Origin of the sequence: Tenacibaculum litopenaei (genome assembly GCF_964514025.1) — a bacterium.
GTDB lineage: Bacteria > Bacteroidota > Bacteroidia > Flavobacteriales > Flavobacteriaceae > Polaribacter > Polaribacter litopenaei.
In genome coordinates, this window is the sequence record NZ_CAZEQT010000007.1 from 148,434 (window position 1) to 161,863 (window position 13,430).

Consider the following 13,430-nt stretch of genomic DNA (forward strand, 5'->3'; position numbering starts at 1 on the left):
AAAATAGAAAGATCTATTAATTTAATATGTTAAGTAAATGCTTTAGCTACGTCGTCTTTTCTTCGCGGTTAATTTTCTTCCTAAGTAATAGAATACGGGAGTTAAAAACAGTCCAAACAAGGTGACTCCTAGCATACCACTAAACACGGAAATCCCTAATGAAACCCGCATTTCAGCCCCAGCTCCTGTAGCTATTGCCAACGGTACCACGCCGAGTATAAAGGCTAATGCAGTCATTAGAATTGGACGTAATCGCAAACGAGCAGCTTCAATAACAGCTGTTTTTAAGCTAGTTCCCTGATCTTCTAATTGCTTCGCGAATTCCACAATTAGAATTGCATTTTTACTCGCTAAACCTACCAGCACGACAAGTCCAATTTGGACTAAAATATTATTGTCCAACCCAGCCATATCAACTCCTATCATCGCAGAAAGTAATACCATTGGAACTATAAAAATAACAGCCAGTGGAAGGATCAAACTTTCAAATTGTGCAGCGAGTAATAAGAATACAAAAACAACAGCCAGTAAAAAGGCTATAAAAGCAGTATTTCCAGCTTGTTTTTGTTGATAAGCCATTTCTGTCCATTCAAAAGATATTCCTTGTGGTAAAATTTCATTCGCTAACGCTTCCATTTTGTTCAATGCTTCACTGGTACTATACCCAGGTGTAATATCTCCCACTAACGAAGCTGCAGGATATAGATTAAATCTGGGGATTCTAGCAGGTCCAGCGATATTTTTTTGGGTGCTTATGGTTCCTAGGGGTACCATTTCTCCTTGATTGTTTCGAACTCTAATTCTCGAAATATCATCTGGTGTTAACCTGTTAGGTGCATCTGCCTGTGCTGTAACTCTATAGGTTCTTCCGAGGTAATTAAACTCATTGACAAAAGCAGATCCTAAATATACTCCTAACGATTCGAATACTTGATTAACAGGAACCCCCAATTGTTGGGCTTTGGTACGATCAATATCTAAATATAATTGCGGGGTTTGGTTGTCAAAAAACGTAAATACATTGTTCAGTGCTGGATCTTCATTGGCTGCAGCCGCCAATTTGTAGGTAGCAGCTATCAAAGCATCTGTTCCTAAGTTGGCTCTGTCTTGTACCATCATTCTAAACCCTCCAGCATTCCCAATTCCTGCAACTGATGGCGGTGGAATAACCACTATAAATGCATCGTCTATTTGAGCCATTTTACTGCGTAGTGTGTTCATCAATTCGTGATAATCGATGTTCTTTTTTTCCCGAACACCAAAGTCTTCTAAAGTCACAAAAATAGCAGCTGCATTAGATGCATTGGTAAAAGAGGCAGCATCAAAACCAGTAAAAGAAATGGCTGTCTCTACACCATCAACCTCTAGCATGATATCTAAAGCCTCATTGATTACCTCATCAGTTCTACTCAAAGATGATCCTGGAGGTAATTGGATGGCTGTGATAAAATACTGCTGATCCATTGCAGGAACAAACCCTGTAGGAACTTTATTAAATTGAATTCCTGTTAGTGCTATTAGCCCTCCATACACCAACATCACAAGGACGCTAGTTCTCAATAACTTACGAACACTATTCCCGTACCTAGAAGCCAGTGTATCCATAAATTTGTTAAACACATTGCCAATGAAGGTAAAAGGTTTTAAGTAAAATGCCGTTTTCTTATTTGTGGGATCCTCATGCCTCATCAAAAGTGCTGCCATCGCAGGACTCAAGGTTAAGGATACAAATACAGAAATGGCCGTTGCTACTGCAATAGTCAATCCGAATTGTTTATAAAACTGTCCAGAAATTCCATCTAAAAATGTAGTTGGTATAAATACCGCTATTAATACTAAGCCTATTGCCACTAAAGCTCCCCCTACTTCATCCATCGTTTTTTTTGCAGCGTCTTGCGGAGAAAGTCCTTCCTTAAGATAACGCTCCATATTTTCTACTACTACAATAGCATCATCTACCACAATACCTATCGCAAGCACCAATCCAAAAAGTGTTAAATTATTCAATGAAAATCCAATGGCCTGCATAACCGCAAATGTCCCTATCAAAGATACAGGAATGGCCAAAATAGGAATAATCGCCGCTCTCCATGATTGTAAAAACAATAGAATTACAAATACCACTAATAAGATAGCTTCAAAGATAGTATGATATACTTCATCAACAGATTTTTGCACAAATTCTGTAGGATTATAGGCTATTTTATACGCAAGATCTTCTGGGAAGTACTGCGAAAGTTCAGCCATTTTTTCTTTGATTTTAGCAGAAGTTTCCAGTGCATTTCCCCCGGGTTGTTGGAAAATAGGCATTGCAATTGCAGGGTTCTTGCCCAGATAACCCTTCGTGGCATAATTTTGAGCTCCTAGCGCTACACGTCCTATATCTTTTACACGAACGATACGACCATCTCCATTGGTTTTTACGATAATATTTTCAAACTCTTCAGGCTGTACTAGTTTTCCTTGTGTTTGAATGTTCACCTCAAAAGCAGTTTGAGAACCAGACGGCAACTGGTTAAGAGTACCACTTGCTACCTGCGCGTTTTGGCTACGGAGTGCCGCCACAACTTCTCCTGCAGTCATGCCAATATTGGCAATTTTATCGGGATCGAGCCAGATACGCATTGCGTATTCGGAAGCACCAAAAATTCGTATTTCTCCCACTCCCTTTATTCTAGATAATTGATCTTTGAGTTGTAGCGTTACATAATTGGCTATAAAGATCTGATCATAAGTTTTGTTTGGAGAGTACATATTGACCACCATTAGAATATCAGGTGCTATTTTTTTCGTAGTTACTCCTAGTCTTCGTACCGATTCTGGTAGTCGAGGCTCAGCAAGCGCTACTCGGTTTTGAACTTGAACCTGAGCCTTGTCTAAATCTGTTCCTAACTCAAAAGTGACCTGAATAGTTACTACCCCATCAGCAGAAGATTGCGAGGTCATATACAGCATATTCTCGACACCATTAATTTCTTGTTCTAAAGGAGTCGCTACAGTTTCCGATAAGGTTTTAGCACTAGCTCCAGGATATGCCGCAACGATTTCTACCGTAGGTGGAGCAACTTCTGGGAACTGCGATACTGGAAGCGAAATATAAGCTAAACTACCTACAATGACTACTAAGATACTTAGTACTGCTGCAAATATGGGTCTCTTTATAAAAATGTGACTTATTTTCATGATTGTTTACTTTATTTTAGGCATCAGAATGCCTGTCTCCGTAGCTATACAGAGATGACTTTATAATTACTATTTGATGTTTAGTTATTCGGTAAGAGAAGAGGCTGTTGGAGCAATCGTCATTCCCGGGCGAATTTTTTGAATATTATTGATAATTAATACATCGTTTGGAGATAAACCCTTTCTAATAATACGAAGTCCATTACTGTGCAAAGGTCCTAATTCAACATTTACTGATTTCACTTTATTTTCTTTGGTTACGACATACACAAAACGAACAGATTGATTTGTTCCAATAACCTCATCGGGAATCATAATTGCCTCGTGTTCATCACTCACTTCAATTTTAGCTTTGCCAAACATTCCGGGTTCTAGCAAGTAATCGTCATTTTCTAAAATTGCTCTTCCTTCAATAGTTCCTGTATTCCTATCAATTTGATTGTCTATAAAGTCCATTTCCCCTTTGTGTTGATAGCTAGTTTCATCTTGTAGTTTAATCAGAACCGGTTGTTCTACAGTACGCATAGCAGTAGTTTTGCCGTTTTTTGATCGACGGGTATACTTTAAAAAATCTGCTTCACTTTCGGAAAAATAAAAGTATATGGGATTTGTTGTTACAATAGTTGTTAATAGTGTCGCATTGGCGGTTCCTCCATTAATTAAATTTCCTCTGTTTACAAAATCTCGACCGACGCGTCCTTTAATAGGGGCTTTGACTTTGGTAAATTCAAGATTTAGCTCCGCAGCCGCAACGGTGGCTTCGGCTAATTGAACATTTGCCTTTGCAGCAGCTAAGGCTTGAGCCCTACGGTCATACTCTTCCAGTGACACCGCCCCAGACTCCTTTAAAGACTGTACTCTATTAAAATTATCTTGTGCTTGTTTTTGTACGGTAAGAATTTGCTCGTATCTCGCCATAGCCTTACGCAATTCAATTTTAAATGAACGTTGATCAATAATAAAGAGCACGTCTCCTTTATTTACAATTTGACCATCTTTAAAATTAACCTTTTCTATATAACCATTTACTCTAGCACGAACCGCTACCTGATTGCTTGCTTCAAACCTTCCTGTGTATTCATCCCATTCCTTGATTTTTTCAAATAGAGGTTTTGCCGTTTTAACGGCCATTGGTTTTTGATGTACACTTGGACTTTTTTCCTCTTTTTTATTAGTAAAAGCTAGTGAAATAGCAGTTAATATTGCGATTACAGTAGCTGTCAAAATTATGAATCTACCTTTTATTGCTGTTCTTTTCATCATTATCGTTTTCTACTTAATAAGTATCTTTAAATTATTTAGACTGCAAAATTATTGTCTCCCTCTCAAGTACAACTAACCATAATCTTCAATAAAATGACCAAAATCTACGATTTATTAAGAAATGATCATAAAACACAATTTTCAAATTTTCATTACTATATGTCTTAAAGCGCGAAAAGGCTTCTCAAAATCCTCCTCGCCAACAAGACTCCTATTCTGGGAGATAAAACCTATTTTTTAGATGGGTTACTATTAAATGGAAATGGACTCTATTTGAATGCCTCCACGCTTGAATTCATCCACTCCTTTACCTCCAAACCAATCAAAATAACAGCTAAACTCCCTAAAAATTTTATACGGATATTCCACTGTAAATGAAAAAACACAGAGTCTTGCTTCCTTAAAAAAAAACAAAAGCCCTACCCTATTCGGTAAAGCTTTTGATTTTTATAAGATTGGGGCACTCAAATAATCGTCCCCTTATTTATTAGGCTATATCTCCGTAATTACAATTGTTCATAGTAGATTGAGTAGCCAAATCGGCAGTGGTAAAAGAACTTTGTCCGGTGTCTGTGTCGTACGAATAGTACCCGTATACATAACAATTGGTAGCATTGTCAAAAACGTATCCTGGCCATGTAATGACCAGTCCTTGTACAGGAGGAGTATCCACACCTCCAGTATGAATAACGACCTGTACTTCCTCTTTGGTCTTAGCATCTTTGGCAAGTACCATCTTTAATGTTGGGGAGCTACTCTCTAAAGGTGCTTCAAAATTATACTTGATCAAATGTTTATCGGAATACTCCAGTTCTCCATCTTCCGTAACAGGTCCGAATTCCAGTTCAACAGTGACAATGCCTCTCGGTGTTTTCTTGTTCTTCTTGTTAACTAGGCTCACAGCAGGTTCATTTGCCTTGGCTTCTGTTGGCAATTGCTCAGCAGTACAACCTATCAGCAAAGTCACCAATACAAGAGCTCCTAAGTGTAAAGTTTTCATGATTCTTTTTTTGGTTAATAACGGCAAACTAACATAAACTACTAATTTCCAATACATCAGCTTTCCGAAACAACGCTTTCAGCTTCCTAAGTGCTTTTTTAGGAACATCATAACACCTCAATAACCCGCTACTTTGCTTAATAAGAGAAATTCCCACAACTTAGGCATCATAAACCATAAGTATCCCCTTCGATACACCTAAAAAGGTACTCTTATTACATTTCATTTTGCTTTGATCCCTAAACATCATACCTTCCAAAAAAAGTTGTTATATGATAATTTATAGCCTATCCCTTTAACATAGGAAACTATAGGATGGGCTGGTTTGGGTAGATTAGAAAATAACCAAGGTACTATTGCTTGGGAAATTTTACTTCAACTGAAAAAGAAGGAATTACAAATACCTAATACTAATATTTTTTAGAATAATTATTCTAGAAAAATACAACGATCAGATTTTGAAATATAATGTTGATTGACCCCATATAGAAACAAGAAGATTTAAGTCATATTAATTCCATTTAGAAACAGTAACAAAAATGCTCAAGCTGACCTAGCTGATTGTAGATCTAACCAATAGAAAGTATGAATAAAAGAATAATTTATATACCACTAATATTATATCTATTCACAGACATTTTTGGAGGATACGCCAAAGAAAACTTTTTTTGGGTTAAATTAACCTTATTCATTTCAATCGTTATTATTGGACTCTATTTTAAAATCTCAAGTAGAGAAAAATAACGTGTATATAACAAGGTATATAAAAATTTGATCTCCTCCCGTATTTAGGAATTTTCCTCCAATAAAATACGCAGAAATCAATTATTTAAGGAGTAGTTCCTAAAGAATTAAAAACAATTGTAATTTTGAGAAAATTCTACAGTTAAGCAGTTCTAACTTGGGGAAGCTTACAATTATATCAAAGAACATTTTCCATTTTTTAGGTATTGGAGAACCTGCAGTTATTAAAATTTATATTTTTGACCATAATAATTTTATGCCATGTATCTAACATTAACTTTTGTATTGACTATTTGTATAATCATTTCAGTATTTCAGCTCTGCTTATACTATTACATTAACTTCCCTAGCTTTTCTAATTTCAAGCGAAACAAACCATATATCAATAATTTGTTAATACTGTTCATTGTCTTAACATTTTATAATTTCATTTTACCAAAATTCTTTTATCCTAAACCAAAACCAGGTTTTACTTATTGTGGGCCTAGTGCAATCGATTTCCATTTAATATTTTTGAAATTTGGTTTGATAAGCTCGTTAACTACCCATTTTACTTGGAGAATAATAACTAAATATTTTCTTAATCGTTTAGTTTGACTACAGTATTAAAGTTCTTTAAAATTGTCTTTGAAGTATTTTTATTAACTAACCATATATCATTATGATTTTTCGGGTTACGAGCAATCATATCTCCATTTTTTGGTTTTCATTTCAGGTTTTCCGACTTCTTTAAGCTTAATATCTAACTCTTTTCGTCGTCTTTCTAATTTTATTGGTTGAATAAATGTAAAGTCAAATAAAGCTTCAATAACCTCAATTAACCATTCAGCTTCACCATGTTCTACAGGAACTATTTCTCCTGTATTTTTATTTTTAGTAGGGTGAGCAGCAATGTTTCCAATATTTCTAACAGCGTCAACAGCATCAGTCAAATGTGTTGCAACTCCATCTAAGTCAATGAATTTTTAAATTTCTTGAGCAAGACTTCTTTCATTAATATTAAGTTCCTCTATTAAGATGTTGTGTAATAACCGTCTGCTTAGAAGGCATTTTCAAAACAAAAAAAACACTGAAAATCAACAACATACACATAAACACAATTTTAATGTCGTTTCAGGTAGCTCAGGATAGATTAACCACATTCCATCACAATAAATGACCAATGTTAAATCTTCTATTCCCTTGATTTCACTTTTGCGAGTAGCTGTACCGCCAGCTTTAAATAAACTTAATACTTCCTTTTCATCTTCTACATCCACAATAGAAGTTATACTTTGTTTCAGTAAACTTAAATACTTATACATATGTTTATACTCATTGGTTTCTATTTCAAAAGATTTGCAAACTTCTACTAAAGATTCTTTTTTGTCTTTAAATACTATTTTTTAATCATATTACAGTTTAAGAATCTATTAATTATAACATTTTACAGTTTTATTTTGTTTTTTTGTATTTTGTTTTATATTTGTACAACATTTTACAAAAAAATAAGTTATGACAGCATTTAAAACACTGAATGAACTTAATGAGTTCAATAAAAAGGGTTTTGAGCCGGTATTTGGGCTGAAAAAGATAGAGCATCCTGAAAGCCCATTCAAAGAAGGCTCTTTTGACAATCTAAAATTCAATGCACGACCACATGAAGTTTTTAAATTAGATTGGAAAACATTTAATAGTATTGATTTTGCGGATAAATTCTTGCCTTACATCAAAAATTATTACAAAGAAAAAGGAATGCGGATGTATGACGGTGCTGAGTTATTTAATGGATTAAAAAAGACAGAAAGAAAATTATTCACTTTTGATGACCATGAATATTTAATTAGCCTCATTAATTACACATATCCAAAAGGTGTATTAGCACAAGAAAGAAAAGACCGTGTAAAAGTTTCCGATAATGAAGTATTAACTTTCATTGAAGTTGATGAAAACGAAACTATTGATGTATCCTTTAAATTTGGAAAAAGATTCAAAAATTATTTGAACCAATCTTTAGAAAATAACGATACAAAGGTATCTATAGAGTCGTTAGAACAGAAAATCTACCGGACGGATAAAAAGATATTTCAAAATTTTTTTAATCAGGAATTAGTTCATGACAGTGTGATGCGTTATGTGCTTATTACTTTGGGAGTTAAAAAAGAAGCAACCGAATTAGCGGAATTCAATGCGCTCTTCTCTAAAAAAGTAACTTCTTTTATGGAAGATTTTACAATTGCAGACAAATACAAACCATATGTATTTATTGAAAAATCGCAAAGGGATGTACAATTAAAGACTGACAACACGATTAATGCAGGGGTAAAAGTAGCTCCTAAACCCAATGAAATTTATATTTGGTTAGTACATAAGGATAGTTCTTTTATTCTCATACAATTTGGGACTAATGTAGCTAAAGATCTAAAGAAAAGAGAGATTACTCAAGAATATCTTGAAGACCTAATAAGTAACCTAATAAAAGTAGAACTAGAAAACCAAAGTTTTAGTAAAGGAAAAATTGATGCTGCTACAAACAAAGGCTTAGGGAGAGCTATGACTTCCCTATATATTTTAGAAGACTTAAAAAACAATAGTGAAAACAAAGAGGTATTTAAAGTAAACCCAGCATTATATTTAGGTTTAAAAGCTACAAAATTCGCTGTTGATTTACTAGATTCTTTCAGGTTTGAAGAATACAATTGGAATCCAAGGATTGAAAATTATCAACCGCTTATTGAGGGAGATACCCTCTTGAATGCACAATTTTGTGGGCTAATCAATGGTATGATTGACCAAGTAAAAGCAGTTCCCCAATTAGCTGCGTTTCTAGCTAAAATGCAATCTCCCCAAGAACTTGAAAAGTTTGTAAAAGCCATAAAGAAAATGTTAGATGAAGGTATTTTTACTACCTTATTACAAAGTTCGACTAAAGAATATCAAAAAGCATTACAAGAAGGTAATGTAGAACGATTATATTATAATTTAGCACATGATATTATTGCAATAATATCGCTATTCTTATTGGTATATCAAATAGCTTTAGGAGTATCTAACCTTATTAATTTTATAGGAAAAAGTGTTACTTTTATTAAACGTTTTGGTAGAAAAGGATTAAATAAACTTAAAAAACTAAATAAAAAGCAGTTAAAAGAGGTTTTTGATGATTTAGACGACCCTAAACATTTGAGAGTAAAACTAAAAACTGTTAAAATGAAATCCAATTATATTGGTGAAGAAACAGGAATTAACAGTTGGTGTGCGCCGAGTAAAGTTAAATACTTTGATGAATTTGAGAGAATTAAGTATAAGTTAACTATTAAAGACGGTAAATTATTTGATAATAAGGGAGTGCTGTTTGATACATCTAAAGCAGGAACAATACATAGTGGAAAAGGTAGAGTTATGTTTGTTATGGATGAAAATGGAATTATTTATGCTTCTAAATTTCAAATCAGAGGGAAATTACATCATTCTAGTTTTCTAGCTGGTAAACCTGTAGCTAGTGCTGGAGAATTAAAGGTTGTTAATGGAATAATAAAAGAAATATCTAGGAAAAGTGGTCACTACAAACCTAGTAAAGCAATAAACAAACAAATTATAAAAGTTCTCAAAACATCTGGTGTTGAGACGAAAAGTATAAAAATAATTAATGGATTTTAATTAAAAAATTATGGATAAATTAAAAAGAAATTTGATGACTCAAATCTGGGAGCTATATGATTTAGACTCTTTAGAAGATGCTGTATTTAATAATGATTCTGCTGAATACTTGAAAGATGCTTATGATTTACAAGAAAGAAAAAACATGTATGATTCCTTAAAATGGGCTGAGAAAAACCCTAGTTTCAAATTTGAGAGTATTATGGAAAATGCTCCTGTTATTGGTAAACTGAAATTCACAAATGAAGAAGTTTATGAGTATCTGATGCTATTCAAAACCTTTATGGAAAAGGAAGAATATAAACTTCTTTTAGAAGATAGAGAGTTAAAAAAGCCTGAAGATTATATTTAAAAGATGTTACAAAGCGAGTTAATAGCAATAGTAGAATAATAAAAAAATAGGGTATTCTCCATATTTACAAGAAGCGCATGGGATTTTATTCTGTGGAATAGATGATAAGTACGGTGAACCTATTTTAGGTTCTGTATCTCAGGTAACAATCCCATGCAAGATAATTAAACATATGTATTTTAATGAACAAATACCTGTTTACAATGATTTTGAAAGTACTGAAGATTTAAATGTTTTTATTCAAGAAAAAGATTAAAGGTACTTCAATAACAAATCTAGAATTGCTAAAGTATGAACTAAACAATATTGGATATAGAACATTTCTAAAACAGGAAAAGGGCATTTCTTATCCTAAAAGAGGTTATTCAGGTGAAGATCCAATAAAAAGCTTAACTATAGATATTAAAGCTTTAGTTGAAGAGGAAAAATTCATTTTCATTGATCGAGAAAAACAAATTTCTTGCAAAAAACATTTGATAATATAGTAGATACGATAAAGTATATTGAGCAAATATATCCTATTCAAAAAAAGAGATTCGAATGAATCTCTTTTTTATAATTTACCTTCATCTGAAAAACTATAATATCCAGAGACTGTAATGACCTCCTCCTATATAATCGAACAGCATAGAATTAGATAATTTAGAGTAAAAAAATGTAGATTTCTTTCTCTACAAATGAATTCGGATTTGTAAGTAACCGCAACGTTTTGGTATGATCCATACTGTTAATTACTACAGAAGCTTATCCAAATACTCAGAAAACAAAAAAGCCTTACTAAAACTAGTAAGGCTTATTGTGATCGCGACAGGATTCGAACCTGTGACCGTCTGCTTAGAAGGCAGATGCTCTATCCAGCTGAGCTACGCGACCATTGTGTCGGGGTGGCAGGATTCGAACCTGCGACCTCCTGCTCCCAAAGCAGGCGCGATGACCGGGCTACGCTACACCCCGATTGGGTCATCTACAATTGTTTGCGGAGAGACCGGGATTCGAACCCGGGCAACGAAAAACGTTGACAGCTTAGCAGGCTGCTGCATTACCACTCTGCCACCTCTCCTTAATTCTTAATTTTCGTTTCCGATTATTGAATTAAAAATTGCGAGTGCAAATATATAACGGATTAACGTATCTGCCAAATTTTTTTGACGTTTTTTTTCGCTAATCTGGATACTCAACACGTAAGTGGTAGATATTCATTAACTTATTCTTTATAATTTTTTTTATTTTTTCTATCTCCCGAAACGTGATATCCGAATTTATGAACTGATTGTCGCTTTTTTGCTTGTCAACTATCTTGTCAATCAATTCGTCGATTTGCTGTGCCGTTGGCTGTTTTAAACTTTTCGATGCCGCCTCCGCAGCATCACACATCATCAAAATCGCCGTTTCTTTCGAAAAAGGTATCGGACCCTGGTATTGGAATTTTTTGATGTCTACCTCCGTGTTAGGGTTGTTTTCCAATTCCTGCTTGTAAAAGTAATAAGTCACATTCGTTCCGTGATGCGTGCGTATAAAGTCAATAATCCGATCCGGTAAGTTGTTTTTCTTGGCAATCTCAATGCCCTTGATCACGTGATCCAGAATGATACGCGCACTGTCTTTCGGCGATAAGTCGTTGTGGGGGTTAACACCCGTTGCTTGGTTTTCCGTAAAGTACATCGGATTAACCATCTTTCCAATATCGTGATACAACGCGCCCGTGCGCACCAACATCGAGTTCGCCCCTATTTCATTCGCAGCCGCCTCTGCTAAATTAGCAACCTGCATCGAGTGCTGAAAAGTTCCCGGTGCCTTCTCATTCAATTCCCTTAAGAGTTTGGAGTTCGTATTGGACAGTTCCAACAAAGTCACATCCGAAACCAACCCAAATAGCTTTTCGTAAAAATAGATAAAGAAAACCGCTAAAAACGACAACAGGCCATTCGCAGCAAACAGTCCGAAGTACAACCAGTTTATTTGATCGGCATTTCCCTCCTTGATAATCGAAAAGGCAAAATAGGTAACCATGTAAATCAGTGTAATCTGACCTATCGAGATAAATAAGTTAGCGCGTTTATATAATTCTGACACCGTTAAAATGGTCACGATCCCCGCAATAATATGCAAGTAAATAAATTCAAAACTGTTCGGAACGATAAACCCGAGTAGCAGCACCGTCAAAACATGCGTAAATAAACCCAAACGAGCATCGAAAAAGGCTTTGAGTACTATGGGTAGGATACTGAGCGGAACGACGTACAAATAGGCTGAATTGGTCTTAACCACCATCGTCTGAACTAAAATCATGACGAATACGTTGAAAAAGATAAAAGTCACTTTGTTGTTGTCGTTGTAAATAGACAAACGGTAACGCTGTAAAAATAACAATAACATGAGCAATGCCAGGGAAACGAGTATGGTATAGCCAAATACAATCCAGTTGTAGTTCGATTTGGACCAAATGGTCGACTGTGACGCCTGCTTATACGATTCCAGCACGCTCAAACGCCTCCCTTCGACGATGTCTCCTTTGAGGATAATCAATTCTCCCTTGGCTACCCTACCCTTGGTATACGAAATCTCGTCTAAGGTCGCTTCTAACTCTTTCTGGGTGAATTTTTCATCGAACCGCACATTAGGACGTGCAATATTGGCCAAACTGGCAAGCAACAATTGCTGATGTCCTAGCGACAAATCTTGAATTTTTTGATGTATGGTAGGGAGTATCTTTTCCGATCGCATTAGCTTGGAGGCCAGCACCTCTTCTGCAGAATTTCCTTTTCGTATTACTATGAGATCGTTTAGGTTTTGCAGGTGATTTTCTACGGTTTCGTTATCGACAAATCCGTATTGATAAATCAAACGTAAAATGGCATTTGCGCGCTTTTCTAAAGCTACCTTTTGACGTATGCGCAACGAGTCGGACAAGGTCCATTGTGTCACCTGATTTTTTAAGGCACTCAGAATTTCTTTGGGAATCTCTTGGTCGTAAACGAAGTACTTTTTAGCCTCGCTCGTCAGCTGTGCTTTCTCTGCTTGTATCTCTGCCTCGGTTTTGTAAATCGCAAAATCAAACGGGGCTATCAGATTGTCGTATTGCCAGGGTTTTCCCGAAACCACATCGTATTTAAACTTCCCTCCTTTCGGAAAAAGATACACTATCGCCACCGCCGTAAATAAGAACAATAGTACTTTGTATACAATTGCATTGTTTTTGTATAACCTATTGATAATTCGATTCATTCTTTTTGATTAAAACGTAAAGAT

General features: G+C 35.1%; 8 protein-coding genes and 3 tRNA genes. 2 read left to right on the forward strand and 9 right to left on the reverse strand.

The genetic code is table 11. The features are described from left to right. Positions 1–42: 42 nt before the first annotated feature. From ACKTS5_RS15270 to ACKTS5_RS15290, 5 genes are all read right to left on the reverse strand, one after another. Positions 43–3,183, reverse strand: a complete 3,141-nt coding sequence (locus tag ACKTS5_RS15270) for an efflux RND transporter permease subunit (protein WP_408044762.1) — start codon at positions 3,181–3,183, stop codon at positions 43–45. 84 nt (positions 3,184–3,267) lie between these two features. After that, positions 3,268–4,446: an efflux RND transporter periplasmic adaptor subunit gene (locus tag ACKTS5_RS15275; protein ID WP_408044763.1), complete on the reverse strand. Its 1,179-nt coding sequence runs from the start codon at positions 4,444–4,446 to the stop codon at positions 3,268–3,270. Positions 4,447–4,933: 487 nt separating this feature from the next. Further along, entirely contained in the window at positions 4,934–5,446 is a 513-nt protein-coding gene (locus ACKTS5_RS15280) for a hypothetical protein (protein ID WP_408044764.1), read from the reverse strand. A 1,418-nt stretch (positions 5,447–6,864) separates the two neighbouring features. Further along, a complete protein-coding gene (locus tag ACKTS5_RS15285; RefSeq protein ID WP_408044765.1) occupies positions 6,865–7,122 on the reverse strand; it encodes a DUF4145 domain-containing protein in 258 nt (85 codons plus the stop codon). A 144-nt stretch (positions 7,123–7,266) separates the two neighbouring features. Further along, the gene (locus ACKTS5_RS15290; RefSeq protein WP_408044766.1) at positions 7,267–7,494 is read right to left on the reverse strand and encodes a hypothetical protein; all 228 of its coding nucleotides are present in this window, start codon (positions 7,492–7,494) and stop codon (positions 7,267–7,269) included. Between the two features lie 190 nt (positions 7,495–7,684). Between ACKTS5_RS15290 and ACKTS5_RS15295 the strand changes: the two genes are divergently transcribed. After that, positions 7,685–9,829 carry a hypothetical protein gene (locus ACKTS5_RS15295; protein ID WP_408044767.1) on the forward strand — a complete coding sequence of 715 codons (2,145 nt, stop codon included), beginning with the start codon at positions 7,685–7,687 and terminating at the stop codon, positions 9,827–9,829. A 10-nt stretch (positions 9,830–9,839) separates the two neighbouring features. After that, a complete protein-coding gene (locus tag ACKTS5_RS15300) occupies positions 9,840–10,181 on the forward strand; it encodes a hypothetical protein (RefSeq protein ID WP_408044768.1) in 342 nt (113 codons plus the stop codon). Positions 10,182–10,980: 799 nt separating this feature from the next. Here the strand turns inward: ACKTS5_RS15300 and ACKTS5_RS15305 are convergent. The 4 genes from ACKTS5_RS15305 to ACKTS5_RS15320 form a co-directional block, all read right to left on the reverse strand. Further along, positions 10,981–11,054: transfer RNA gene (locus ACKTS5_RS15305), tRNA-Arg, on the reverse strand. A 6-nt stretch (positions 11,055–11,060) separates the two neighbouring features. Continuing rightward, positions 11,061–11,135, reverse strand: a tRNA-Pro gene (locus ACKTS5_RS15310). Between the two features lie 23 nt (positions 11,136–11,158). Then, positions 11,159–11,241 (reverse strand) — tRNA-Ser (locus ACKTS5_RS15315). A gap of 101 nt (positions 11,242–11,342) precedes the next feature. Then, positions 11,343–13,406: an HD family phosphohydrolase gene (locus tag ACKTS5_RS15320; RefSeq protein ID WP_408044769.1), complete on the reverse strand. Its 2,064-nt coding sequence runs from the start codon at positions 13,404–13,406 to the stop codon at positions 11,343–11,345. Positions 13,407–13,430: the final 24 nt, after the last annotated feature.

Excerpts from the sequence above, each read along its gene's own strand:
- ACKTS5_RS15295 (WP_408044767.1), top strand. The coding sequence starts at position 7,685 with ATGACAGCATTTAAAACACTGAATGAACTTAATGAGTTCAATAAAAAG.
- ACKTS5_RS15275 (WP_408044763.1), bottom strand. The coding sequence starts at position 4,446 with ATGATGAAAAGAACAGCAATAAAAGGTAGATTCATAATTTTGACAGCT.
- ACKTS5_RS15270 (WP_408044762.1), bottom strand. The coding sequence starts at position 3,183 with ATGAAAATAAGTCACATTTTTATAAAGAGACCCATATTTGCAGCAGTA.
- ACKTS5_RS15320 (WP_408044769.1), bottom strand. The coding sequence starts at position 13,406 with ATGAATCGAATTATCAATAGGTTATACAAAAACAATGCAATTGTATAC.
- ACKTS5_RS15290 (WP_408044766.1), bottom strand. The coding sequence starts at position 7,494 with ATGTATAAGTATTTAAGTTTACTGAAACAAAGTATAACTTCTATTGTG.
- ACKTS5_RS15300 (WP_408044768.1), top strand. The coding sequence starts at position 9,840 with ATGGATAAATTAAAAAGAAATTTGATGACTCAAATCTGGGAGCTATAT.
- ACKTS5_RS15280 (WP_408044764.1), bottom strand. The coding sequence starts at position 5,446 with ATGAAAACTTTACACTTAGGAGCTCTTGTATTGGTGACTTTGCTGATA.